The sequence below is a fragment of the Sediminibacterium roseum genome (assembly GCF_009939005.1).
Lineage (GTDB): Bacteria > Bacteroidota > Bacteroidia > Chitinophagales > Chitinophagaceae > Sediminibacterium > Sediminibacterium roseum.
Genome location: NZ_JAACJS010000012.1, coordinates 235,566 through 261,977 on the forward strand (window position 1 = coordinate 235,566; position 26,412 = coordinate 261,977).

The 26,412-nt window shown below is 49.2% G+C and carries 23 protein-coding genes; 14 read left to right on the forward strand and 9 right to left on the reverse strand.

All coding sequences use genetic code 11. The annotated features are described in order from the left end of the window. Positions 1-11: 11 nt before the first annotated feature. From GWC95_RS09320 to GWC95_RS09330, 3 genes are all read right to left on the reverse strand, one after another. Positions 12-1,313 (reverse strand): alkaline phosphatase family protein, encoded by a 1,302-nt coding sequence (locus GWC95_RS09320; RefSeq protein WP_161818431.1) that lies wholly within the window; start codon positions 1,311-1,313, stop codon positions 12-14. A 111-nt stretch (positions 1,314-1,424) separates the two neighbouring features. Next, the gene (locus tag GWC95_RS09325; protein ID WP_161818432.1) at positions 1,425-3,200 is read right to left on the reverse strand and encodes a RagB/SusD family nutrient uptake outer membrane protein; all 1,776 of its coding nucleotides are present in this window, start codon (positions 3,198-3,200) and stop codon (positions 1,425-1,427) included. 25 nt (positions 3,201-3,225) lie between these two features. After that, entirely contained in the window at positions 3,226-6,501 is a 3,276-nt protein-coding gene (locus tag GWC95_RS09330) for a SusC/RagA family TonB-linked outer membrane protein (RefSeq protein WP_161818433.1), read from the reverse strand. 634 nt (positions 6,502-7,135) lie between these two features. Here GWC95_RS09330 and GWC95_RS09335 point away from each other — a divergent pair. The 14 genes from GWC95_RS09335 (at position 7,136) to GWC95_RS09400 (ending at position 18,727) form a co-directional block, all read left to right on the forward strand. Further along, positions 7,136-7,576 carry a helix-turn-helix domain-containing protein gene (locus tag GWC95_RS09335; protein ID WP_161818434.1) on the forward strand — a complete coding sequence of 147 codons (441 nt, stop codon included), beginning with the start codon at positions 7,136-7,138 and terminating at the stop codon, positions 7,574-7,576. After that, the gene (locus GWC95_RS09340) at positions 7,485-8,321 is read left to right on the forward strand and encodes a GLPGLI family protein (RefSeq protein ID WP_161818435.1); all 837 of its coding nucleotides are present in this window, start codon (positions 7,485-7,487) and stop codon (positions 8,319-8,321) included. The genes GWC95_RS09335 and GWC95_RS09340 overlap by 92 nt, the downstream gene beginning before the upstream one ends. A 329-nt stretch (positions 8,322-8,650) precedes the next feature. Next, positions 8,651-8,953, forward strand: coding sequence for a hypothetical protein (locus GWC95_RS09345; RefSeq protein WP_161818436.1), 303 nt, complete (start codon positions 8,651-8,653; stop codon positions 8,951-8,953). Between the two features lie 200 nt (positions 8,954-9,153). After that, positions 9,154-9,675 (forward strand): RNA polymerase sigma factor, encoded by a 522-nt coding sequence (locus GWC95_RS09350; protein WP_237722132.1) that lies wholly within the window; start codon positions 9,154-9,156, stop codon positions 9,673-9,675. Then, positions 9,672-10,469: a HEAT repeat domain-containing protein gene (locus tag GWC95_RS09355; RefSeq protein ID WP_161818438.1), complete on the forward strand. Its 798-nt coding sequence runs from the start codon at positions 9,672-9,674 to the stop codon at positions 10,467-10,469. The genes GWC95_RS09350 and GWC95_RS09355 overlap by 4 nt, the downstream gene beginning before the upstream one ends. A 105-nt stretch (positions 10,470-10,574) precedes the next feature. After that, the gene (locus tag GWC95_RS09360; RefSeq protein WP_161818439.1) at positions 10,575-11,342 is read left to right on the forward strand and encodes a DUF4097 family beta strand repeat-containing protein; all 768 of its coding nucleotides are present in this window, start codon (positions 10,575-10,577) and stop codon (positions 11,340-11,342) included. 26 nt (positions 11,343-11,368) lie between these two features. Beyond that, entirely contained in the window at positions 11,369-12,094 is a 726-nt protein-coding gene (locus GWC95_RS09365; protein WP_161818440.1) for a hypothetical protein, read from the forward strand. A gap of 169 nt (positions 12,095-12,263) precedes the next feature. Then, positions 12,264-13,661 (forward strand): TlpA family protein disulfide reductase, encoded by a 1,398-nt coding sequence (locus GWC95_RS09370; protein ID WP_161818441.1) that lies wholly within the window; start codon positions 12,264-12,266, stop codon positions 13,659-13,661. A 248-nt stretch (positions 13,662-13,909) separates the two neighbouring features. After that, positions 13,910-14,248 carry a response regulator gene (locus GWC95_RS09375; protein ID WP_161818442.1) on the forward strand — a complete coding sequence of 113 codons (339 nt, stop codon included), beginning with the start codon at positions 13,910-13,912 and terminating at the stop codon, positions 14,246-14,248. Positions 14,249-14,356: 108 nt separating this feature from the next. Then, the gene (locus GWC95_RS09380; RefSeq protein ID WP_161818443.1) at positions 14,357-15,805 is read left to right on the forward strand and encodes an MFS transporter; all 1,449 of its coding nucleotides are present in this window, start codon (positions 14,357-14,359) and stop codon (positions 15,803-15,805) included. Between the two features lie 107 nt (positions 15,806-15,912). Beyond that, a complete protein-coding gene (locus GWC95_RS09385) occupies positions 15,913-16,335 on the forward strand; it encodes a hypothetical protein (protein WP_161818444.1) in 423 nt (140 codons plus the stop codon). Between the two features lie 96 nt (positions 16,336-16,431). Next, entirely contained in the window at positions 16,432-16,587 is a 156-nt protein-coding gene (locus tag GWC95_RS09390; RefSeq protein WP_161818445.1) for a hypothetical protein, read from the forward strand. A gap of 224 nt (positions 16,588-16,811) precedes the next feature. Beyond that, positions 16,812-17,966 (forward strand): acyl-CoA dehydrogenase, encoded by a 1,155-nt coding sequence (locus GWC95_RS09395; RefSeq protein ID WP_161818446.1) that lies wholly within the window; start codon positions 16,812-16,814, stop codon positions 17,964-17,966. A gap of 107 nt (positions 17,967-18,073) precedes the next feature. Beyond that, positions 18,074-18,727: a YggS family pyridoxal phosphate-dependent enzyme gene (locus tag GWC95_RS09400; RefSeq protein ID WP_161818447.1), complete on the forward strand. Its 654-nt coding sequence runs from the start codon at positions 18,074-18,076 to the stop codon at positions 18,725-18,727. A 3-nt stretch (positions 18,728-18,730) separates the two neighbouring features. On the opposite strand, the gene GWC95_RS09405 is transcribed toward GWC95_RS09400, so the two are convergent. The 6 genes from GWC95_RS09405 to GWC95_RS09430 form a co-directional block, all read right to left on the reverse strand. Then, the gene (locus tag GWC95_RS09405) at positions 18,731-19,672 is read right to left on the reverse strand and encodes an NHL repeat-containing protein (protein WP_161818448.1); all 942 of its coding nucleotides are present in this window, start codon (positions 19,670-19,672) and stop codon (positions 18,731-18,733) included. A gap of 51 nt (positions 19,673-19,723) precedes the next feature. Beyond that, positions 19,724-20,482: a class I SAM-dependent methyltransferase gene (locus GWC95_RS09410; protein WP_161818449.1), complete on the reverse strand. Its 759-nt coding sequence runs from the start codon at positions 20,480-20,482 to the stop codon at positions 19,724-19,726. Beyond that, positions 20,479-22,395 carry a S9 family peptidase gene (locus GWC95_RS09415; protein ID WP_161818450.1) on the reverse strand — a complete coding sequence of 639 codons (1,917 nt, stop codon included), beginning with the start codon at positions 22,393-22,395 and terminating at the stop codon, positions 20,479-20,481. Before GWC95_RS09415 ends, GWC95_RS09410 begins: the two co-directional genes overlap by 4 nt. A 370-nt stretch (positions 22,396-22,765) precedes the next feature. Next, complete coding sequence (locus GWC95_RS09420; RefSeq protein WP_161818451.1) at positions 22,766-24,046, reverse strand: amidohydrolase; 1,281 nt, start codon at positions 24,044-24,046, stop codon at positions 22,766-22,768. Positions 24,047-24,105: 59 nt separating this feature from the next. Then, positions 24,106-25,668 carry an acyl-CoA mutase large subunit family protein gene (locus GWC95_RS09425; RefSeq protein WP_161818452.1) on the reverse strand — a complete coding sequence of 521 codons (1,563 nt, stop codon included), beginning with the start codon at positions 25,666-25,668 and terminating at the stop codon, positions 24,106-24,108. A 72-nt stretch (positions 25,669-25,740) separates the two neighbouring features. Then, positions 25,741-26,247, reverse strand: a complete 507-nt coding sequence (locus tag GWC95_RS09430; RefSeq protein WP_161818453.1) for a DUF7935 family protein — start codon at positions 26,245-26,247, stop codon at positions 25,741-25,743. Positions 26,248-26,412 lie beyond the last annotated feature (165 nt).

A 26,412-nucleotide genomic window follows, 5' to 3' on the forward strand; every position in this document is an offset into this window, starting at 1 on the left:
ACTTGTATCAATTATTTCGCCAGCAGGTCCTTTGGTATTTTCCCTTCCATAGGTGGCATGGACAGGCCCAGCAATCTTGCGATGATGGGAGACATGTCTTTCAGATCCATTTCTTCAACCACTGATCCTTTCTTTACGCCGGGGCCATGCACTACAAGACCGGTGCGTATGTTGCGGGTGTCTGGAAAATGACCGTGTGCGCCGCCCTTGCCGGGTTTCACGGCTTCGCCGGTTGCTGCGTTTCCGAACGATGCCTCGTTCTCTGCAGTGAGTGCAAGTGCTGCAAGCGGGTTTGCGCCGATCCTGTTGAGCTGCGCGCGGTTGATGATGCGGTATAATCTTTTTACGCTGTCGGGTTGACTGGCCAGCAGGTCTTCCACCTGTTTCAGTGTTGTTTGGTCTGAGGGGTCTTTCAGGTACAGATAAGAAGAACCACCCACAGAATTGAACATCGCTTTCCAGTCGTTGTTCTTTGCATTGTTGATGAGACCTGCATTTTTCAACCACACATTCGGATTCACGTTGCGCGATACATTGTAGAAGCCATGGTCGCCACCGATCATCAGTACGGTGTTTTCCCAGATGCCTGCGTTTTTAAGGGCGTCAACGATGATGCCGACGGCCTCGTCTGCGTCAGAGATGGCCTCTTCAACCATCGGGCCGGTTCTGCCCTGCAGATGTTCGGCGTGGTCAACAGAGAAAACATGGATCACCATCAGGTTCGGTTTGCTTTTCCCGATCACATAAGCCGCGATCTTTGCAACGTTCTGGTTCTTGCCGTAATCGATCTTTTCTGTTGTGTTGAAGACTTCCTGTTTCAATGTTGGAATGAACCCTTCCGGTTTTGAATATTTTTCACGCACCGTTTCGCCCATACTTCCTACATCGGGGATATTGTAATCAACATTCATGTCTGCAGAAACGGGCCAGAACAGCGCCGCTGTTGTCATTCCTTTTTCTTTCGCTGCCGCGAATATTGTTTTTGCGTGGATCGATGAATCGTTCCAGTAAATTTTCCCGGTAGAACCCATGGGCTCGAACATGCTGTTGAAGTACACGCCATGCCTGGCCGGTTGCACACCGGTGATGATGGTTGTGTGCGAAGGGTAGGTCATCGAAGGAAAAACACTGTTCACGCCTTTCGCATACGCACCTTCCTTCATCAGTGCGCGCAGGTTGGGTGTGTTCCATGCCGGCTCTAGGTAGAAATCAGGGCGGAAACCGTCGATGGTTACAAAGATCACGTGCCTGGCCTGTTGAGAAAAAGCCTGACAGGTTAAAAGAAGCGCTAATAGGATCAGTCGGATTTTCATGATCGATAAGTTTGTTGTGGGTAGTGAGTTTGAATGTTGGCAGCAACGGGAAAGAAGTTGGGAGCAGCGATTGAATTTCGTGCTCCCAACTTCTTTCAGCGCCCGCAGCAATTATTGCCAACCCGGGTTCTGAACCAGTTTTTTATTGATCTGTATATCCGCAAAAGGAATCGGGTAGAGGTATTTGTAATCCTTCCATTCCCGCGCAATGTTGTCCAGCCAGTGGATCTCTCCATAGGTTCCATTGGTAAGTTTTTGCGGGTCGGCATTTACATTCACATAAGTTACCCCTGCAACCTGTGGCGAGGGAAGCGTTTTGTAGAACGCCACGTCGAGTATACCATCGTTGTTGAGATCGAGTGGTGTATTGAGGCTTGGTACGTAGAAACCGTTCCAGGCATTGTTCTGCAACAATTCGCCGTGTTTCCATCTTACCAGGTCATTGAAACGAAAACCTTCCAGTGTTAATTCAATTCCCCTTTCCCTCCTGATCTCGAGCAATACAGGGTTGGTGATGTCCGGGAAATAATTTGCCATAAGATAGGGATCGGCAACCGTTGGCAATGTATTGATCCCTGCTGTGATTCCTGCGCGCGAACGCAATGCACCAATGGTTGATGTCCAGTCTGCGGTTGTTAAAGCGCCAAGCTCAGCCTGCGCCTCTGCATAATTCAGCAATATTTCTGCGTAACGCATCTGCGAAACGGAATTGGTGTTGAGTGTTCCCGCATCATAGTACATATCATCCAGGCACCATTTGATGGGTTGGTAACCGGTGTAGGTGTTTGAGAAAACCGGCGGGCCAGGCAACAGCGTTCCGCTGTTGATGCGTTTGTAACTGCCCATGCGTATGGTCTGCTGCAAACGGAGGTCGCGGTTCTGTGTTTCTGTGGCAAACACCATGGTGTCGTAACCGGGTTTGTTTGTAAACGGTGTTCCGTCTATGTTAAGGTATGTGTTGATGAACGTGCGTGTAAAACTGAAACGCGGTCCGTAGGTGGCGCTGGTAAAATACCAGTTGGCATCATTCAGTTTTGAAAGGGAAGTGCTGGTAACATTGGCCAGCATGATCTCGTTGGTTACGGGCGATGCGCTGATGAATAGGTTCCGGTACGCCATGTTTCCGCCTGCCGTGTTCAATGAGAACTTACCGCTTGTCATCACTGCTTTTGCTGCATCTGCAGCGGCCTGCAGGAATTTGTTGGCCGATGCGGTAAGCCCGAACGAAGGCTGGTATTTCCGGAAAGTGCCTTCAAACAAGCACACACGTGATTTGAATCCGTATACGATCCATTTGGTGATGAGGCTGCGTGTGGCATCATCTGTTACCGTGATCTTTGATGCCGCGTAGTCGAGATCGGCGAGTACCGAGTCCATGATCAATGTTCTCGGATCACGCGCTTTGTACAATGCCGAATCGGCAACATCCAGCGGCGCACTGTACCAGGGCACATCGCCAAAACGTTTTACTTTCTCGAAATAAAAATACGCACGGAAGAATTTCGCGATGCCAATGTAGTTCTCACGAACCGCCAATGGCACAGCAGGGTTGTTACAGTTCACAATGAAATAATTCACGTTGCGCAGGTCGCTCCACGACCAACCCGACCCCTGTCTTGAGGTGTAAGCACCTACACGCAGGTAATCGGGCACCGATGTGGTTGCACCAAAATCCGACATGTTCGCATCTGTGCGGAAAGGCGTATTCAGATCGGGGAGCATGTTGTAAAAAGAGCTCACGTACAGTTTCAGCCCGTCTTCGCTTCCAAAAACCGCGTCTTTGCTGGCGGTACTTTGGGGCACCTGGTCAAGGTTTTTCCCGCAGGATGCAAGCAATGTTACGATCGCGGCAACCAGGAAAAAGGATGTATTTATTTTATGTCGCATACAATTTTCTTTAAGTGTTGATCATTTAAAAGGTTACAGACAAACCAACCGTAATGCTTTTCAGGATAGGGTAGTTGTTACCGTTTCCATTGTTGGATGATCCGGTAAGGATTGCATCCGATTTGCCGATGTTCTCCACATCGATGTTCCTGGTGAGTTTGTACAACGGCGAGGCCGACCACAGGTTTTCACCCGAGATATAGACCCTTGCTGCATTGATGTGTGCTTTCGCCAACAACCCGGCCGGCAAATTGTATCCAACCTGGATGTTTTTTAAACGGATGTACCGTACGTTCTGCAGGTACTTGGTTTGTGCATTGAACAATTCTCCCGAACCATTCTGTGCAACATAACCGCGCAGACGCGGGAAGTATGCATCCGGGTTTGATTCAGACCACATATTGCCCTGCATGTAAGTCATGGCATAGTTGTATGGCCTGTTGTAAATGCCCCAGAATGCATCTGCTTCCGAACCGGGCCACCAATCCTGTTTGCCTACACCTTGTAAAAATGCGCTGAAGAAGAATCCGCTGTAATCTGCAGATAAATTGATGCCATATGTGTAGCGTGGAAGCGAGTTGCCGATCACGGTAAGATCGCCGGGATTCGCCAGCGTGTTGTCGCCGTTGTTGATCACGCCATCTCCGTTGAGGTCTTTGAACTTGATGTCGCCCGGAAGCCATATTCCGGTATTCGATGCTTTGAACAGCGCCTGCATGGCTTTTGCCTGCGAAACGTTTGCGGCTGTCCAGTAGCCATCATTGGTATAGCCCCAGATCTCACCCACTCTTTTGCCGGTGTAATAATCGTTAAATCCGCTACCCAGGTTGCTGGTTGCGTTGTTGTATTTATCGATCACCGCAGTATAATCCGCCATGTTAAAACCGATGCTGTAATGCAGTTCTTTCGAACCGATCACGATCCTGTCTTTCCAGCTCACCGCAAGTTCCCAACCTTTGGTGGTGAGATCGGCATAGTTACCTTTTGGTACGCTTGCGCCAAACACAGCGGGCAGCGTTTGGCCCACGGTGAACATGTCTTTGGTTCTGCGTTTGTAAATGTCTCCTGTAAAATTCAACCGGTTGTTCAGGAATGATGCATCGATACCGAGATCGCTTGTGATAGCGGTTTCCCATGTGAGCCCGTTGGGAACCACACCCGGCGCCGAGGTATACTGCGGCAATATGCCACCGAGTACACGTCCTGATTGTGTAATGCCAAACTGCTCCTGGTACGCATACGATGCAATGTTACCATTACCCAGTGAGCCGTACGATGCACGGATCTTGAGGTCTGTAACCGCTGACGGCGACACTTTCCAGAAGCCTTCTTTTGAGATCCTCCATCCCGCGGAAGCGGAAGGAAAAAATGCATAGCGCTGGTTGGATGGGAACTTTGATGACCCGTCGTAACGTCCGTTGATCTCGATCAGGTAACGGTCCTTGAACGAATAGTTGATCCTTGAGAAACCACCCAGTATTGCCCATTTCTCATAACCGCCCGTGGTAACGATGCTTTGTCCGAGTGCAAGACTGATATCCGTTGCATTGGAATAGATCAAACCATTGCGTGTTGCGGTTAAAGAATTGTTGGTTGACTGCTCATAGTTGTACCCTGCAAGGAATTTGATGTAATGGGATTTGCCGAGTGTCTTTTCATACTCTGCGTAAATGTTTCCAGCGAGGTAATTGTATTGCCTGGTTACCTGCGATATATCGTTGGTTGTTGTACCCACATAAGCGATCACGCCGGGCGCATTGCTGTAAGGCACCTGAACACGAATGGTTTTCTGCAGTTCGGTCGTATTCTGGAAGGTGAAATCGCCTTTGAGTTTTAATTCTTTTCCGATGATGTTTGCAACAAAGCCTGTTGTGTTCCTCAGTACCTGGTTGGTAAAGTCGATGCCGTTCCTGCCATACACAAAATCGCCGACCGTGTAGGCCGCAGAGAACGTGAGCGTTCCGTCTGGATTGAACAACATGGAAGAGGGGTGCCCTTCGTCTGCGAGGTTGCGCCAGATACCGCCGCCTTCACCAACGTTCAGCGGGTTGTGGTAAAACCTGCTTGAGTATTGGGTCGTATTGGTAACCTGCAACCAGGGCAACACCTGCGAGGTTCCTTTTGCTGTTACGTTGTATATCTTGTAATCATCGGAGTTGTAACGGAACAATCCGTCCTGTCCGAAATACCTTCCCGTGATGTAAAAACTTGTTTTGCTGCTGCTTCCTGAAATGGAAATGTTCTGGTCGATAGAGCCGATGTTCTTTTTGTACAAGGCGCCGTACCAGTCCATATTGCCATAATACACATAGCTCCCGTTTACAACATCCACTTTGGGAAGCGAAGGATCTGCATCTCTTTTTTTGTATTCTGCGAGATAGGCCTTTGAGAATGGCTGTGTTTTGTTGATGTTCTGAGCGGTCTGTGCATAATCGTTCCATGCAGACCATGCTGAATCAAACATCACCGCATACTGGTACCCGTTGGTGATCACATCGGGAACAGAGGTGGGTGATTTCAAAGAGTAGTTGGAAGAGTAGGTGATCGAAAATTTATCGCGTGCCGGGTTTTTCGTGGTGATCAGCACCACGCCATACGCCGCCCTTGCACCATAGATGGATGCGGATGCCGCATCTTTCAAAACAGAAACGCTTGCCACATCGTTCGGGTTGAGCAGGGCAGGATCTCCCTGTATACCATCGATCAGCACCAAGGCGCTTCCGCCCTGGCCGATAGAAGTGGTACCGCGGATGTTAAAGCTGGGCGACTGCACCGGCTTACCATCGCCCATAACGATGTTAAGGTTGGGGATCATACCCTGTAATCCCTGGCTGATGTTTGGCAGGGGCCGGTTCTCCAATACTTCACCACCCACCTGCGCCACAGCACCGGTGAGGTTGAGTTTCTTCTGTGTGCCATAACCTACCACCACCACATCGCTCAGGGTTTCGGTAAGGCTTTTGAGTTTGATGGATAACGAAACGGTTTTGCTGCCCGTAACCTGGTAACCGCTTACGACCTGTTGCTCATATCCAACAAAAGAGATGGTGAACGTGTAAGGGCCGCCTTCGGGAAGACGTTGAAAAGTGAATACACCGGAACTGTCTGTCTGCGCGCCCGCAGAAAAATCCGTTTTGGTGTTTTTGGCGATCACGGTAACGCCGCCAAGCGCCGTGCCTTTTTCATCGCGCACGGTGCCGGTTACACTGCTCCTGCTGTTCTGCGCATGAAGGAATGTAAAAGCAGCAATCGAGAACAGCAGTGCAAGGAGCTGTTTCCCGGGCTTTGGTTTGTTTTCCATATCTGTGGTTTTTTGGTCTCATAAGGGCAATAGACTGCACCTGCCGAAATCGGCATTTTTCTTTTTTTCACTAAATCGGTCGTTGTCTTGGCAAGCTCCGTAGCCAGGTGTAATTCAGTTGCGCAAAACTATAGGGGAACGAAAGATGCACTGTATTAACAAATTGTAAAACGATGCCGTTTACAATTTGATAACAACGATGCACCGGGGTTTTGCACCATAGATATTGGATTACATTCAGACCCAGTAGCCGGCAGAAAGATAATGACTTTTATTTAATTGCGTATGGTTTCGTTCTGTTTCAAAAAATATTTCTTTCGGTTTCGGGCGCACCATCCAGGTGAATGGTAATCCGTTGATGTGCAGCGTTACGCATTGGTTATAAATCCACGGACAACAACCCGCATCGTTGCTTGTTGCGAAGCATTGAAACAAAAGGTTTGAACGCATATAACCATGGTGTAAAAGCATCCGTTGTTCAAAAAGTACTGCTGCAAAAAAGGGGTAAACACCCTTTTTTTATATTAAATCATAGTAATATATTTACAACATCCCCCTTGTACCGGATCCTTCAGTAGCTGTGATTCTTTTTGTGTTTTGATTTGTGATTAACTGGTTTTTTAAACTGGATTGTATGGTAAAAAGAGTGGCGCTTGTTGGCCCTGACAAAGGTTTCTTTGCGGCCGTAAAGAAAAACTTACTTGCATTCTATCCCGACGTCTGCTGGTTGGAATTTGACAATGGATTCGACATCATCCTCCATTGCCTTACCCAAAAAGAATTACCTGAGATCGTTTTCACAGAAATGATGTTTATTTCCAAAAAAACGGTCGACAATCTTTTCAATAGTGTGGCGAGAAAAGTGGGTGTTCAAAACAGGCACAACCTCACTTTGTTTTGTATAAGGACGCGGCTCGCCAAATTTTCGACGGTAAAAACATCTTCCGTTCAAACCATTCACATATCATTAAAATCCAATCACCATGTGCAAGAAAATCCTGTGCGTCCTGATCTTATTGTCTGCCATACAACCGGTGTTCTGTCAGGACAACATCAAGATCATGCTCGAATTTAAAATGGTTCATGTAGTTGATACCACGCAACCGGCCAATCCCCGTATTACACCTTGTATGCTCCTTGCAGGGTCCAGGCGATCGTTGTACGACGATTACTACCGGACGCTGCGTTACCTCGGTTATACGGGCATCGCGGTTGACAGGATCTACAACGACGCCTACGAGATACAGGATGCGAAGGCAGGAATAACCTGCGACCAGGTCTATACCGATTTTGAAAAACAGAAACAGGTAACAGGCAGCTATTTTTCGAATGCATTGTATGGAAAAGAAGAACCCCTGCCAAAATTGGACTGGTCCATCTTACCGCAAAAAAAACAAATACTGGAGCAGGAATGCCAGATGGCAACCACCACTTTCAAGGGTCGGCGTTATACAGCATGGTTTGCTCCCGCTATTCCGATCAACGCGGGCCCCTGGAAGTTACAAGGGTTGCCGGGGATCATCCTTGCAGCGAACGACGACAGGAATGAAATTTCATTTACCTGCACAAAAATATCCATGCCTGAAAAGAAAGCGCCGCCCATTGTGCCCGCAAAAAAAATGGTGCTTGTGAGTGTAGAAAAATTCAACAAAACAAAAAAGGCGTTCGACAGGGATCCCAAGGCAGCGATGGGTATGTCGGCCGACCAGTCGGCGGCTCCTAAGTTCATGTCAATTTCCCCGGCAGGCATGGCGTCGGAACGTACCAAAACAAAACCGCGGGCAATGAACAACACGATTGAAAAAGAACAATTGAATTGAATACCTGCACTGACATAACAGTTTCTGAACAACAGGATCAATTTCAATACAATGGTGGATCATGTGTACATTGCAAACCATCACAGGAAAGAAAATAGGGTGATACCCGCTATTTTTCAATGTTCCTTTTGCCGGCATTGTACAATATGCTGCTGTTCCTACTTTTTATACAGACAACTTTGCAAGCTTTGGAAAGGCAGGTACAAAGTTTCAGCAACGCTGCCGGGTTGGGATGAATTACCAGGGGCAGGAGGTTGGTTCCGTGCTGGAATCGCAACAATCAGACGGCAGCAAAGCCCCTGTGGCAGACAGTTTTACCAACGCCCAGAGTGGAAAAATGGCAGCATGAAGCGGTGGTTAATTTTACGGTCAGCCCCGTATTTTATATAAGGGTAAGCGGCGACAATTACCATTACCGCTTGCCGGGCGAGCAGAACAACGACTATACCTTCGTAGATGCCGCGGTCACTTATAAACTTGACAAATTAAAAACCGACCTGGAATTCTCGGTAACCAATCTTGCCAATATCGGGAATTATGGATTTGCAGCCCTGTCTGCCAACAGCATCACCGAAAGCAGCAGCCGCATACGGCCCAGGATGGCAACGGTGAAGTTCTATTTCAGGTTCTAGGCGGGTTTGGTTGCCTGCCCGCCATCGATCCGGCCATGGGCCGCCATTACCGCTCCAACGGCCCGTAAAGCCTCCGTCAGGAAATTTTAAATTATTTTAGACGTTCCTGTAACATTCACTCATTTTCCGCGATTAGATAACAAATACAACACAGAGAGCTGCTTTTGGAACTGGACACGACCATAACGATACATGAGGAATTGATCGAAAGGTGTAAAAGGGGGGATTCCTCCGGCTATACCGGGCTGTATAACCTGCACGCCAAAGAGGTGTATAATACCATCTTCAGGCTGGTGCAGCATACGGCGGAGGCGGAAGACATTCTGCAGGACAGCTTCCTTGCCGCTTACCAGGCCATAGACGGGTTCCAGAATACGGGTGGTTTCAGGGCATGGATCAAGCGCATCGCGATCAACAAATCGATCAACTGGATCAGGCGGAACAAAATGAAGATCGTGGAGATGGATACGGGCAATATGAAGATCGAAGACGAAGAGGCGATAGACGAACGCGCCTTCACCTTCAAAATGGAAGAGGTACAAAAAGCGATCGCCGCTTTACCGGAGCCGTACCGCACCATTTTCCAGTTGTACGCCATTGAAAACATCCCGCAGGTAGAAATAGCGCAGATGTTGGGTATTGCAAACAATACGGTACGCATCCAATACCACCGCGCAAAATTAAAAATACTGAGAACCCTTAAAGAAGGAGGTATATCATGAAAAGTGAACTGGAAGATTTCATCAGCAGCAACCGGGAAGCATTCGATACAAGGGTGCCCGATCCCGCTGTGCTGGAGCGGTTACAGCAGAAATTACAACAGCAACAAACGCAGATTTCAGCAACAAAAAAGGAGAAAGCCATCGTGATCCCTTTGAAGATGGCAAGATGGGCGGCAGCGGCCTGCGTGGTTTTGATTGGCGGGGCCATTTTCTGGATAACCCAAAAAGAAACACCGGCGGTTCAAACGGAACTGGCAACAACCAATAATCCGCAAGCCATCGCTCCGGCAAAAATAAGTGCGCCGGAAACAACGGCAACCGTTCCTGCAGAGAAACCGGCGCCTGTACGGATGGCGGCTAAAAAAGACAACAGCCAGGCGATAGACGAAGAGAACAGCATCCGCAAGAACATGCTCTTTGCCAAACTGAACAATATGGAGTCGCCGAGCCAGCGTTTAACGGCGGCCTCACAACTATACCATTTGAAAGACGGCGATACAGACATCGTGGATGCATTGGTTAAAACCATGAACAACGATCCGAGCACCAACGTACGCCTCGCCGCACTCGATGCACTCAGCAGGTTTTACCGCGAAGGATATGTGAAGAAAAAACTGGTGGCATCGCTTGGTAAACAAACGGACCCGATGGTTCAGATCGGCCTGATAGAACTGCTTACCAAAATGAAAGAAAGATCAATATTGAAACAACTCGATAAAATGGTGAACGATGGAAACACAATGCAGGCCGTAAAAGACCAGGCCTACACAAGCATCTTCACCCTGCGCTCTTAACAAAACAGAATACTGCAGCAGGATGGCGAACCGGTCATGCATGACGGCAAGAGATCATGTTGCGCTTACTTAACCCAATTGACAAACATCAAATACCAAACAAAAATGAAAAAGTACTTAATAGCACTCGCAGGCCTGCTGATGATCACCTCGGCGCAGGCACAGGAATTCAAACTCGCAAAAAGCACAGGAAAGCTCGTTATCAGTCTGCCGTCTGTAAGGGTAGAAGGATACGCCGGCAATGAGATCGTATTCTCCTCCTCGAAATCAGACTGGGAAAACGACGAACGCGCAAAAGGCTTACGGCCGATCAATGGCTCGGGGCTTGAAGACAATACGGGTCTTGGCATCAACGTAAGCGACAAAGGCACAACCTACGAGGTGAGCCCGGTAACGGCAAAAGGAGGAGAGATCACCATCAAGGTTCCGAAAGGCGTATCGATCTCATATACGTACAACAAAGTGATGAATGCGGGCAAGGCTTATTTTAAAAACGTGGAAGGCGAACTGGAGATCTCGGTTCAGCACAACAAAGTTGACCTGGAGAACATTTCAGGGCCGCTCACGGCCAAAGCGGTGTACGGTGGCATCGACGCGAAATTCGCTGACAACATCAAAGGGCCGATCTCTATCGTATCGATCTATGGTTATGTTGATGTATCGATTCCCGTTGCTACCAAAGCAAACCTGAAAATGAACACCTCGCACGGGGAAATATTTGCAGCGGCCGACCTGAAGATCGACCTGGAAAAAAATGCGAGCAGCGATATGGTGAGTTACAACAACAACAACGTAAGGGGAAAGATCAACGGCGGTGGAGCAGAATTCACGCTGCGTTCAGACTACGGGAAGATCTACCTGCGTAAAAATTAATTCATCACCCATACCAATCTCATTTTATGAAAACAATATTGATGTGCCTCTGCAGCCTTGTTGCGGTTGCAGCTACAGCACAAACAGTGGTTTCGCGCAGCTACGCAGTAAAATCGGGTGATAAGGTGGAACTGAATTTTGACTACCCGCAGGTGGTTAAAGTAAGCACCTGGGATAAGAACGAAGTTTCTGTGATCGCACGGGTAAGCATCAACGATGGTGAGAACGATACGGCTTTTGTTCTCGAAGACAAAACAGCCGATGGTGTAGTAACCATCAGCAACAAGATCAGGAACCTGAAAAACCTGCCGCACCGCTACACCGTTGTACACGACGGCAAAAAAACAACGTTCCGTTCCAAAGAAGAGTTCCGGGAGTTCAACAGGAACGTTACAGGAGCCCATTATATGTCGTCTGACGGCGTTGATATGGAAATCACCGTTGAAGTAAAAGTTCCTGCCAATACCAGCACCAACATCAAAGCCACTTATGGAATTGTTGAACTGGTGAACTTCAATGCACCGGCTACCGTTAATGCGACCTACGGCGGAATTGATGCAACGGTGGTACAGGCCAACACCGGTAAACTGCAGGCAACCACGAGTTACGGACAGATCTATACAAACCTTGACCTTAAGCTGACGGATAAAACAGAAAAAGACTTTTTCACGTCATTCACCGCCGAGCCGGGTAAAGGGCCAGCGTATATTCTTAAATCAACCTACGGGAAGATCTATCTCCGCAAGCCATAAGAAGATTTTATCTCCCAATTGTTTTTCTCATGTTCGCGGGGCATTTTTTATGCCCCGCTTTTTGTTGCCCGCGCCCGTTTGAAAACGCTTGTAAACATTTAGCGCACGTTTCCTACCCGGATAATTGGCTGTTTTTTATGTAAATTGTAAGATGCTGCATCTGATTTATATGAGAAAACCCCGCTGCAGGCAATTCATCCACGTATTGCTTTTCCTGCTGATCAGCTACCAGGGCCGTACCCAAACGGCGCCACACAATTATTTCAACGATTTCCAGGATTTCATTTACAAAAAACCAAATGCGGATTCTGCCCTGTCGTGTTTACAGGAAATGGCCCGCAGCAAACTTTATGCTGCGAACCTGGGCATGTATGTACACGATGTTTTCGCCCAGAATTTTAACATCGATACATCCAACCACGATGCCGGTTATGTAAAGGCGGCCACCAGCCAGAAGAACATCTCGCTCGAAATACTGCGCCGCGCAATGCTCGATACAAACGCATTCCTGCGCAAAACACTCAGGCCCTTGCACCTGCTGGTGCAGGTTCAGGAAGGAAAGGACCGAATGCGCATGGAGCAGTCGGCCACCGTGTTCCTCAACGAACTGATGAACCCCGATGATTTTTACCGCAATAAATCGGCCCGCTATGCGCTGATGCTGTATGGCCTGATGAAAGAACAACAAGCCTCGCAACCATTGTCTCAAAAACTTTTCGATGCCGTGTACACCCGTTTGCGCAGCGGGCAAATTGTTCCCAATGAAAATTCGACAAGAAGCGAGCTCGACAAACGGGCGTGGTATAGGTATATGTTTGCCGCTGCCAATTTCATCAAGGCAAATGAAACGGCAGGCGGGAAGGAAAAAGAAGAATACCTGAAAACGGCATTCGCATTCAGCCCGGATATTGCTGATCAGAACCGCAGATCCGCTTTTTTCTACGACCAGTTCTTCCTGTTCCGCGAAGGCAAAGAGTCTTTTAAAGAAGACTACGTGGCCTTTATCGAACATTCGAAAGTAAACAGGTCTGCGCTTCTCTCCGCCCTCCTTGAGATGGCGCTCACCGAACCCGGGTATAAACCAAAGCTTCAGCAGGTATACAATGCGGGCAACCCGGGCGGCGACTTCAAAAAATACTGGTACAATGCGGTACATGCAAGTGGCACAGATGCACCATCTGTATTGCTTACACAGATGGATAAAAAGCCGTTCTCCAGCAAAGCGCAGGGTAAATGGGTCTTTATGGATTTCTGGGGAACCTGGTGCGGCCCCTGCAGGCAGGAGCACCCGCAACTGCAGAAGTTTTACGACTCTGTGATCAGCGCATATACAGACCAGATCTCCCTGCTCACCATTGCATGCAGGGATACGGAAACTTTGGTGAAGGACTATATGAAGGAAAAGAAATTCTCGTTCCCCGTTGCCATGTCGGATAACAGGATCGAAGAAACGTATCGCATCCAGGGTTATCCAACCAAAATACTCATCACGCCCGGCAACCATTACATTGTTGTGCCTTTCGGAGTGGATTGGGTTTCGTTTGTAAAGGCCTATGCAGGGCTTTGACGAGGACCCGGATCTGCTCACACCTCCACGAGCGGCCTTAAACGCATCACGGCCGGAACGCTTTTTGAAAGTAAAAAAAAGCGGAATTGTGCAGCTGCAGGGGATGGATTTCCAACATAATAGTTCCCGTTGCGATGATCGGTAGCGGCAGCCTATGCCTTTTCAGTGCCCCAATTGTTTTCTTGGCTCGATTTTTTTAGTAGCACCACGGAATTATCTTTGTATGGACAGTAAATCCCCATCCCGATATGCGCACCGTTTTAGTAGTTGATGACGAGATCGATTTTTTTCTGCTGATCAAAGATTACCTGGGGCAGCGCGACTACCAGGTATTTTCCGCAAATACACTGGCGGAAGGGTGGAAGATGCTGGAGGAGAAAAAATTCGATGTACTGCTGCTCGACAACAACCTGCCCGACGGCTTTGGCTGGAAACAGGCGCCCGAGATCCAGAAACGTTTCCCCGATCTCCGTATCACGCTCATCAGCGCCTATGAATCGATATTCCTGGTAACCACACTGGAAGGCGTCCCTTTCCGCATCATGGAAAAACCCGTCAGCCTCGAAACACTGATCAGCTATTTCTAACCATCCCAGGCTTTTCTGTGCTAATCTGTGAAATCAGTGGCAACTCATTCCAACCACCAACACCCAAAAAATCCTTACATTCATACCTTCTAACCCAATAACGATTGTATGAATCAAAAAACCAACTGGTCACAATTCGGCACACTCATCAGCGTGTTCTTTTTCTGGGGGTTTGTCGCAGCCTCTAACGACATCCTCATCCCCGTTTTCAAAAAAGCATTCAACCTTACCCAGGCACAGAGCCAGTACGTTTCGTTTGCGTTCTACGTGGCGTACACGGTAGGCTCGATCATTTATTTTGTGGTTTCTAAACTGATGGGTGGCGACCTGTTGAACAGGATCGGTTACAAGAACGGTATTGCCATCGGGCTGATCATTTCCGCCATCGGAACGCTCCTGTTTTACCCTGCTGCAAACGACGGTTCATTCACCCTGATGATCACCGGCCTGTTCATTGTAGGATTGGGTTTCTCCCTGCAGCAGATCGCTGCCAACCCATTGGCGATCGTGATCGGCGATCCTAAAACCGGGTCGCAGCGCCTGAACATGGCAGGAGGCGTAAACAATTTCGGAACCACCATCGGTCCATTGCTGGTGAGCCTTGCGATATTTGGAAGTGTAAGCGCGGGCTCAACGGAAGCGAGCATCGAAAACGTAAAGACGCCCTACCTTGTATTGGGCGCGGCGTTCCTGTTAGTGGCGGCGTTTTTTAAATTCTCAAGCATCCCCAATAAAATTGACCTCGAAGGCGTAGCCGCTTCCGAAGCATCGAGCGAATCGAAAGTGCTGCACAGGAAGTCGGTGCTCAGCTACCCGCAGCTCGTGATGGGTATGATCGGGATCTTTGTGTATGTGGGCGTGGAAGTGGCCACCGCAAGTAATTTGCCGGAGTACATGAGCCAGCACCTCAATATGCCCACCAACCAGGTGGCGCCTTATATCTCGTTGTATTGGGCGAGTTTGATGATGGGCCGCTGGACAGGCGCCGTAGGTGCTTTTGATGTAAGCGCCGGGGCGAAAAAGATCCTCAATTTCCTGATGCCTTATCTCGCATTCGCCACGTTCCTGGCCGTGAACGCCATCGCGCAGCACGATATCAGTTCATTTTATATTTATGGATTGGTGATCGTGGTAATGATCATCGGCGACATCCTGAGCAAAGGCAACCCTGCCCGTATGCTGCTGATCTTCTCGGCCATGGGAATTGCCGCACTGCTCATCGGCATGTTCACCAGCGGAATGACGAGCGTATTTGCGTTCACCAGTGTGGGCCTGTTCTGCAGCACATTGTGGCCATGTATCTTCACACTTGCCATCGCCGGGCTCGGTAAATACACCAACCAGGGCTCGAGCCTGCTGATCATGATGATCATGGGTGGCGGGTTCATCAGCGTTGCACAGGGCTTACTGGCATCAAACGACCTGTTGGGCATTCAATACAGCTACGTTGTTGGCGTTTTGTGTTTTGCCTACCTCGCCTTTTACGCCATCAAAGCAAAATCGATCCTGCAGAAACAGGGGATTGATTATGATGTGAAGACAGCAACAACACACTAAATAATTACTAATTACTAATTAAGAATTGGAAGTCAGGGATGGGCGGCATTTTTCGCTTGTTTTTGACTTCCTGTTTTTACGCGGTGCCATAGCGCTATCTTTGCACCATGACCTTCAGGATCCTCACCGTTGCAGCCCTCGCTACTTTTGAAATTTATGCCGCCATCCCCGCAGGTTTTGCGTTTGGGCTTTCGCCGTGGATCATATTTGCAGCAAGCCTGGTAGGCGGACTGGTGGGGGTTTATGTTGCAGTGTTTCTCGGCGAGTATATCAAACTGGTGATCGCCCGGTTCCGTAAACCCAAACCACCGAAACCGAAAACAGGATTGGTGTACAAGATCTGGGACAAATACGGCATCATCGGCCTCGGCTTCCTCGGCACCATGACGGTTGGAGCACCCGTAAGCATCGGCGTAGGAGTGGGCTTCAACGTGCCATTGAAGAAGATGGTGATGTGGTGCTGCTTAGGGGTGTTGGTTCGTTGTGCGCTCTTTACAACCTTAGGGCATTTTGGGATGAAACTCCTCTGATATCCCGCGTTCTTTATACGGTGATGCCCAGACCGGTGGCATATTTTATGTATTACCCTGTTACAAGCCAGGCTGACCGCTTCTAAACACACAGTTATGAAAAAGACAGCACTCGCAATGATCGTAGCGATGGTAACAGCGTTTTCATGCGCCACACCGGACGGTACACCCAAGAAACCAGATGCAGACACCGTACACATCGCGCCGGCGGATACGCTGAAGTATAGGGCGGATAGTACGACGAAATATTAGGCGCGGGCCGGTTGTAAGTACGATTTATACGGAGCGATACAGCCACTCAACTCATGTATTAAGCTTCCGCTATTCAGACGGTTTCTCGTGTGCACGAACTGGAACGACAGGGCAGGTGATGGCCGGGAAAGTTATGGCTGCGCGTGAACGGATTTTTCAAAAAATCAAATTAAATAATTCTTCCTAACGCCCGTTAGCTTAAATTCGCACTTCAAATCAGCTATATGGACTTTCAACTCACCGAAGAACAACTTATGATCCAGCAAGCCGCCCGTGATTTCGCCAAAAACGAATGCCTGCCGGGGGTGATCGAACGTGATGAACAGCAGAAATTCCCCAAAGAACAGGTAATGAAACTGGCCGAACTCGGTTTCATGGGTATGATGGTTTCGCCCGATTACGGCGGTGCCGGGATGGATTCGATGAGCTATGTACTGGCCATGGAAGAGATCAGTAAGATCGACGCCAGCGTCAGTGTTTGTATGAGCGTGAACAACAGCCTTGTTTGCTGGGGGCTCGAGGCCTTCGGTACCGAGGCACAAAAACAAAAATACCTGACACCACTCGCGCAGGGGCGCAAAGATGGCGAACTATACATCGGCGCCTTCCTGTTAAGCGAACCAGAGGCGGGCAGCGATGCCACCAGCCAGCAGACCAAGGCCGAAGACATGGGCGATCATTACGTGATCAACGGCACCAAGAACTGGATCACCAATGGTTCATCGGCTTCCGTTTACCTTGTTATCGCCCAAACGGATGTGAGCAAGGGCAGCCGTGGCATCAATGCCTTCATCGTTGAAAAAAGCTGGCCGGGCGTGGTGGTTGCCGCCAAAGAAAACAAACTCGGCATCCGCGGAAGCGATACGCATTCCATCATGTTCAACGATGTAAAGGTTCCCAAAGAAAACCGCATCGGCGAAGATGGTTTTGGTTTCAAATTCGCAATGAAAACCCTGGCGGGCGGGCGCATCGGCATCGCATCGCAGGCATTGGGTATTGCCAGCGGCGCTTATGAGCTGGCGCTCGCGTACAGCAAACAGCGCAAGGCCTTTGGTAAAGAGATCATGCACCACCAGGCCATCCAGTTCAAACTCGCCGACATGGCCACCAAAATTGAAGCGGCCCGTTTGCTTTGCCTCAAAGCGGCCTGGGAAAAAGACAACAACCTCGATTATACACTCAGCTCCTCCATGGCAAAAGTATTCGCATCGGAGGCCGCCATGTGGGTGGCCACTGAAGCAGTGCAGATACATGGAGGTTACGGCTTCGTAAAAGAATACCATGTTGAACGGCTGATGCGCGACGCGAAAATCACCCAGATCTATGAAGGAACTTCAGAGGTACAGCGCATCGTGATCTCGAGAAGCATCCTGAAATAAGGCCCGCGGGCTGCGATAAGGTACAGGCATGCAGGAAAAAAGGTTTATCACTTTGATCCGCATACTTATACCTTGTTCTATTTTTTTACCTTCACACAAACGCCGGCATGCCAGTTAACGTAGAAAAATACAATGAGATCATTGCTGAATTGGGTACGGTAACGCTGGTTGCCGTAAGCAAAACAAAACCCAACGAAGACATCGAAGAACTCTACCAACTCGGGCAAAGAGACTTTGGCGAGAACTACGTTCAGGAGCTCGTTGACAAACAGGCCATGCTCCCCGGCGACATCCGCTGGCATTTTATTGGCCACCTGCAAAGCAATAAGGTAAAATACATCGCACCATTTGTGCACCTGATCCACGGGGTCGACAGTTTGAAATTACTGACCGAGATCAACAAACAAGCCATCAAAAACAACCGCACCATCGATTGCCTCCTGCAGGTTCATATTGCGCAGGAAGAAACGAAGTTTGGAATGGATGAAGAAGAGCTGAGAGAAGTTTTTTCGCATCTCGATCAATTCAAAAACACAAGGCTCCGCGGTTTGATGGGCATGGCTTCCTTCAGTAATGATCTTTCAAAGATCCGCGGTGAATTCAGTGCGTTGAAAAAAACATTCGATGCCTTCCGTTCTTCTTCCGACTGTCAGATCCTGAGCATGGGCATGAGCGGCGATTATAAAATTGCGATAGAGGAGGGGAGCACGATGGTAAGGATCGGCAGTTTGTTGTTTGGCGCGCGGGACAAAAAGCTTTGATCCCTAATCCTGCCTGCGCCTCCGTATCATGCGCACGCGGATCAAAAAGATCGCAATACCGATAAAGACGACGCCAACGAGCCAGTACCGGTAATCGGAAACGATATTCTGTGCCGATGCGGTCCTGATCTCCCCATCCACATTGATCACGCGCACTTCGTTCTTCCGGTTCCATTCAAGCACCCATAATTTTCCATCGTTGTCGAATACCCCGCCTGTGATGACCTGGTCCGCATCTTTTTCTTTGAAGACCACATCGAGAGATCCATTGCTGTTTATTCTTTTGATCGCCCTGTCGCCTGCAACGGCTACATACAAAGGCCCCACATCGTTCTTTTGAAAAATACGGTAGATGCCGGGATCTTTTTCATCCGACGAAACAGGGCCGGCCACTTTTACCACAACATCTTTCGCATTGATCTTGTAGATCGCATTCCCGTTTGCAAAATACAGTGCGCCATCGTGCAAGGGCTGCAGCCACGAGATGCCCTTGAACGCGCCTGTGGCAAGGGTTTCAACGGTTCCGTCTTTTTTTCTTTTGAGAATGTGATCCGTTGTCAGTGCCTGCACGCGGTACTGGTTACCATCCAGGTCCCTCACCACTGAGAAATCAAAACCAGCGTATGCATTGGAGGTTCCGCTGATGGTATCGAGTTTTCCATTTGCATTCAGCCGCCAGAGATAATGATCAAAACGGTTGGTTGCCTCGTCTGCAAACCAGAAATGTTCACCGTAGAGGTTGTTCTTTTCATCGATGAACAATTCGTGCGAATGCACATTGCGTACCGCGATCGTTGTTTGGTGTGTGGATGGTTCCAGCCTGTAAACATTGCTGAGATCAGAATAGTAGATAAACCCTTTGCTGTTTTTCACGATCCCAATGGCCGGGTGCGCACTGGACACAACCGACAATACAAGCGAAAAAGAAAACAGGATCGATCTCATCTTGCGTAATTTATCCTAATATAAGATTTTTAACGCGGACCAGGGTCGCGGTCACAGCTTAACAAACCTCGCCAGCATCAACGGGTTCACCGTTTTCTTAAGCTCTCCCGGGTTCATCAATGTCTCCTGCAGGCGAAATCCATTCGATTCGAACAATGCCTGGATCTCCTTTTCATCCAGCAACGCCTGGCGGCAACCGCCGTGTATGCGATGGCCGGGTCTCGACAATGCTTCGCCCACGATCAATTCACCGCCTGTGTACATGATGTCCGAGATCTGCCTCGCCATTTTTGCCTGGTCCGGTATCTCATGCAGCGTGTTAAAGATCAAAACCTTTCCATAGCTGTGCAAAGGGAGGAAGAGACTGTCGGGCGTATTGTGTACCATACTGAATGTTGCATTCAATGGCGCACCTTTCACCTGCGAATAATAAGTCTGTACGTTGCGGAGCTTGGTTTCATTGAGACAGTTGCTGTCGATGTCAACCAGAACAAAATGCACATTTTTTTCTGTCATGAAACTGGCCAGCGCCCCTTCCAGACCGCCGCTTGCCGCGCCAATATCTACCAGTGTATCGTTGTTGTGCAGCCGGTAAAACGGGTAGGCTTTTTTGAAACCGTTTCTTGCCGCCACGGTATCGGGATATTTCCAGTAGCAAAAATCGAGGTTCTTATCGGGCTTCTGCGCATCGGCGTTGCCTGCGCAGAAGATCGATGCGAGCAAGAGCATAACCCGTATCGTAAAAAAAATGCTTCTGCGGACGTTGCGGTACACAGAAGCATTTTCTTGTTCATTGTATTGCGTACTCATTTCAGGGTTTCATCCAGCCATTTGTAAAATTCCCTTTGCCAAACCATTGCGTTTTGTGCAGTAAGCACCCAATGGTTTTCTTCAGGCAAATAGAGAAAGCGGCTCTTGATGCCTTTGAGCTGTGCGGCCTGGAAAGCCTGCTGGCCCTGCTCTACGGGTACGCGGTAGTCGCGGCCGCCCTGCACGATCAATATGGGTGTGTTCCATTTGTCGACAAAATTGCTGGGCGACTGGCTCATGGATCGCTGTGCCGCTGCATTGTTCTTATCCCAGTATGCGCCGCCTTTTTCCCAGTTTTCAAAAAACATTTCGTCTGTTGTTCCGTACATGCTCCTGAAATCGAATATGCCGTCGTGCGATATAAATGTTTTGAAACGTCCCTCGTGCAAACCTTCCAGGGCAAACACCGAGTAACCGCCAAAGCTTGCGCCTACACAGCCGAGGCGTTTTTTATCTACATAATTTTCTTTTGAAACATCGTCGATTGCGCTGAGGTAATCTTTGATCACCTGTCCACCCCAGTCTTTGCTTACTTCTTCGTTCCATTTTGTTCCGAAGCCCGGCATTCCCCTGCGCGCCGGTGCCACCACGATGTAGCCCTGCGCCGCCATCAGTTGAAAGTTCCAGCGGAATGAATAGGACTGGGTTAAAGGCGATTGAGGCCCGCCCTGGCAATACAACAGCGTCGGGTATTTTTTCGATGCATCAAAACCCGGCGGATAGATCACCCATACCAGCATTTTTTTGTTATCGGTTGTGGTTACCCATCTTCTTTCTGTTTTGCTCTTTGCGATCTTTGCGTACGCTTCTGTGTTCACATTGGTCATCTGCTCAAACCGGCCATTCGATGGATCCACTTTGTAGATCTCGGTGGCCTGGTTCATATCGTTGCGCGCAACATATACAAGGTTGTCTGCTTCGCCGATCACCGCACTCACATCAAAATCACCTTTGGTGATCTGCCTGATAACAGGCGCTGATTTTGTAGCGCCCGCATCGTTCACAACAAACAGTTGAAGCGTTCCATCTATCGGTGCAATAAAGTAAATGCTGTCGCCACGCCTGCTCCATCGGAAGCTCTCCACGTGTATATCGTCGCGGTGCTGGGTGAGGTTTGTTTTTGTTTTGCCATCAAATACAATGAGATCCTGTTTGTCTGCTTCGTATCCATCCCGTTTCATCTGCAGCCAGGCGAGTTGCCCTTTGTTGCTGAAGGCCGGGTTCACATCGTAGCCCTTGTTTTCTTCGGTAAGGTTTTTTGTTGTTCCGCTTTCGGCATCGTATTCAAACAGGTCTGTATTGGTGCTGAGTGCGTATTCGGTTCCTGTTTTTTTCTTTGCCACGTAAACAAGGTGCCTGCCATCGGGGTTCCATACATAATCTTCTTCGCCACCGAAAGGTTTTGTAGGAGAATCGTACGCTTCGTTGAAGAGAAGATCGCGTGACTGCCTGCGTACGGGTTTGCCGTTTACCACCGGTGCCACGAATACATGATCGTACTTGCCGTCTTCCCATGTATCCCAATGGCGGTAGTTGAGCGAGTTGTATACATATGCGTTGGATTTCGGCAGGTCTTTGTAAAGCTCGGCACCTGTAACGGGTTGAATGCTTACCGCGCTGTCGTAGGCAAAGAATTTTTTATTGGATGAGATCTTGCTGTTCACAAAAACGCTGTCCAGGTTCGGGATCTCCACCGAGCCACCGCCGCTGGTTGCCATCAGGTAGAGCTTGCGTGTGCTTTTGTTGGTGACGATATTGGGCGTGGTAACGGAATAGATCAGGTATTGATCATCCTTCGAAATACCGAGGCCTGTTACACGGCCTAATTTCCAGAGCTGTTCGGGTGTCAGTTTGTTTTGCGCGGTTGAGGTGAGGGTGGTGGTGACAAGGATAAATAGGAGGAAACGTTTCATGCTGTTGTTCTTTTATTTTTTTAATACCCAACGGGTGTTCTCTTCACTGTTTTATGATTTGATCATTTAATTAACTCTTTCCTGGGTGCTTCGTTCATTACACCCGTCATGCCTTTTTTCGCGGTTGTTTCGCTCGGGCCGCTAGGCCTCGTTCCGGTTCTGCGGCTCCTTTGCCCTCTGCTTGACTGCCATCGCTTCGCCCGGCACCGAACCCAAAGAGGCCGCGCCACCGGAACTGGTATCGTTTCGTTCACCGGTTTTTAACTGAACTCTAATGCATTCTTTATTATTCTTTCTTGATTCTTGATTTTTGATTCTTCATCAATTCCTAATTCCTAATTTCTAATTCCTAATTATAAAAGCTGTTTTGTTATTTTTTAAAATCAAACACCAACTGGCAAAACGCTTTTATCCCAACATCCAGTTTGCTGTCGTCGATGTAAAAATCGGGGGTATGGTGCGCGGGGGCGTCTTCCATTTTAAGGGTGGGGTTGCGGGCGCCGAGGTAGAAGAAGAAGGAGGGTGCCCGGGTTCCGTAAAAAGAAAAATCCTCTGCGCCGGTTACCCAATGGTAAGGAACAACATGGGCACTGCCCGCGGCTTTTTGTAAGGATGGCAGGGAGCGTTCCACGAGTTTCGGATCGTTGTAAGTTACCAGTGTTTTTGTATCGATCGTTACTTCGGCCGTGGCGCCATATACTTCTGCAATGTTCTTTACCGTGTTACGGATGCGTTCGTGCACTTCTTTCTGCATCTTGCTGTCGAGCGTCCGGATGGTTCCTTCCATCACGGCTTCTTCGGGGATGATGTTGGGGCGAACGCCCGCACTGATCTTTCCTACCGTGATGATCACGGGCGCCTGCGTAAGGTCCATCTGCCTGCTTACAATCGTCTGTAAATTCTGTATGATGTTTGAGCTCACCACGATCGGATCGATGCCTTTCCAGGGGTCTGCACCATGACTCTGTTTCCCCTTCACTTTTATCGTGAACCAATCCGATGAAGCCATGAACGCTTCGGGTTTGTAATAGATGCTCCCGTTGTCGCCAAACGATTCAATGTGAATACCGAATACCGCATCGATCTTCGGGTTGTCCATCGCGCCTTCCTTGATCATCAATGGTGCGCCGCCCTCTTCGTTTGCAGGAGGGCCCTCCTCTGCGGGTTGAAACAGGAACACCACCGTGCCCGGTAGATCGGCCTTCATCTTTGATAAAACTTCCGCAGTGCCCATCAGCATGGCAATGTGCGAGTCGTGGCCGCAGGCATGCATTACACCCACTTTCTGACCGTTGTATTCGGCAGTGGCGGTCGACTTGAAAGGCAGCGCATTGCGCTCCGTAACCGGCAACCCATCGATGTCTGCCCGCAAACCCACAACAGCGCCGGGCCGTCCGCCTTTTAATACGCCAACAACACCGGTGCCGGCCACGATCCTTGTTTCAATACCGAGTTGTTTTAAATGCTCAGCAATCTTTTTAGAAGTATTGAATTCGCGGTTCGACAGTTCGGGGTTCTGGTGAAAATACCGCCGCCACTCGATCACTTTGGGAAGCTCGGCTTTAACGAGCGATTCGTACGATGCGGGCATGTTCTGTGCGCCGGCAGTTACCGCGGTGAAAAGAAGAATGGGCAGAAGTTGTTTTTTCATGTTGTTGTTTGCTGTAAGATAACAATTATTTGAGGTTGCGGCAGATCACACCTGGTGTATTACCTGTATTCGCCAAATACTTTTCTCAACTCATCTGCAATTTCACCGAGTGTACAGTAATTTTCCACCGCATCGATCACAAACGGCATCAGGTTCTTGTGTTCCCCGGCCGCCAGGGAAATATTACGCAGGCATTCTTCCGTTTTTGCGTTGTTGCGTTTTGCCCTTAAAGCAGCGAGTTTTTCGGATTGCATTACGCGGATGTGATCGTCGATCTTAAACCCGGGAACGGGGGTCTCTTTATCGATGGTAAATTTGTTCACGCCCACGATGATCTTCTCACCGCTTTCTATATTGCGCTGGTATTCGTAAGCGCTCCGCGCGATCTCATCCTGCATAAACCCCGCTTCAATGGCGCTAACGCTGCCGCCCATGGCATCGATCCTGTGAACGAGTTCCCATGCTTTTTCTTCCACTTCGCTGGTGAGCGATTCCACAAAATAACTTCCTGCCAGGGGGTCAACCGTATCGGGCGCGCCGCTTTCAAACGCAACGATCTGCTGCGTGCGCAAAGCAATGCGGGCCGCTTCTTCTGTAGGCAGGCTCAACGCTTCATCATACCCGTTCGTGTGCAGGCTCTGTGTGCCGCCAAGCACGGCCGCCAGCGTCTGGATGGTTACGCGGCTGATGTTGTTCAACGGCTGCTGCGCGGTTAAAGTTGCGCCGCCCGTTTGCGTGTGAAAACGGAGCATCATCGCTTTTTCATCCGTGGCGCCGAGGTCTTTCATCATCTTTGCCCACATCCTGCGCGCCGCGCGGAACTTGGCAACTTCCTCGAAGAGATTGTTGTGTGCGTTGAAAAAGAACGAGAGCCGTTTGCCGAACACATTTATGTCCAACCCCTTTTCCAGCGCCGCCTGTACATAGGCCTTCCCGTTGCTCAACGTAAATGCGATCTCCTGCACGGCGGTGCTGCCCGCTTCGCGGATGTGGTAGCCGGAGATGGAGATGGTGTTCCATTTCGGTAATTCCTTGCTGCACCATTCAAAAATATCGGTGATGATGCGCATCGATGATTTGGGTGGATAGATGTAGGTGCCGCGCGCCGCATATTCTTTCAATATATCGTTCTGTATCGTTCCCGTGATCTTCTTCAGATCGGCGCCCTGCTTTTTTGCAAGCGCCACATACAAGGCCAGGAGTATGAACCCCGTGGCGTTGATGGTCATGGATGTACTCACTTGTTCGAGCCGGATGTCTTTGAAAAGCAGTTCCATGTCTTCAAGGCTGTCAATGGCCACGCCCACTTTTCCTACTTCTCCTTCTGCCAGTGCATGGTCGCTGTCGTAACCGATCTGCGTGGGCAGATCGAAGGCAACGCTCAACCCCATCACTCCCTGCGAAAGAAGGTAGTGATAACGTTTGTTGCTTTCTTCCGCCGTAGAGAAACCGGCATACTGACGCATCGTCCACAATTTTCCGCGGTACATATCAGGCTGGATCCCTCTTGTGTAAGGAAATTGCCCGGGGCGTTCTGTTTGTGGTTGCGCGCCGGGTGATTCTGCGGTGTAAAGCGTTTGTATTTCTATTCCGCTGTCGGTATGTATTTTTTTATCTGGCATAGTAACAAGGATCAGGGTAGAGGGGCCGGTGACAGGATTTGGTTGCTTCATTCCATCCATCCAACGGCTCTGTTACAACAAACGTTTCGCTTCATAACCCAAAGCTTCGCTCACCAGTTCGTGCTGGTTGTTTTTGGGATCGTTCATGATGAATTCCAGCAATGCCTTGCTGAGGTCAAGTCCTGTAGCTTCCTGCGGCATCACCGATGTTACCTGATTGATGATGAGCAGGTTTTTCTCTTTCAGGTTTTTCACTGCGTTCCATGTTTCCGGGGTGATGTAGATCTGCTGGGTGATGTTGTAATCAAACTCATCACGTATGCTCCTCGTAAGCACATGCGCCATATCGCGGGCGGATAAACCCGTGTGTGGGGTGCGATTGATCAGGTTGGGAAGGGTAATGCGGTCAACCAGCAGGGCCATTCTTTCGTACGCCTGTAACTGCAGTCCCGTAGAACCGGGATGCGCGGGTTTTGCATCGGTTGTCTTTTTTTCGTCGGGCGTTCTTTTGATCACAAAGAAATAAACAAGCACACCTACTACGATAACAAGCAAAATGAGGTAAAGGCTATTGTCCACCGGTAATTTTTCTCAAAAATAAGGTAAAGCAAAGAGTGGTGAGCGTTGTTCTTCGAGGCCGAAGCCCGTTCACCGCCATATTGCGCCGACAATGGCCTCCCGGGCACGGTATTTTAGTTGATTTTTCCGGTATCGTAAGGAGAGAGCCCTGCAAAACCACGCATT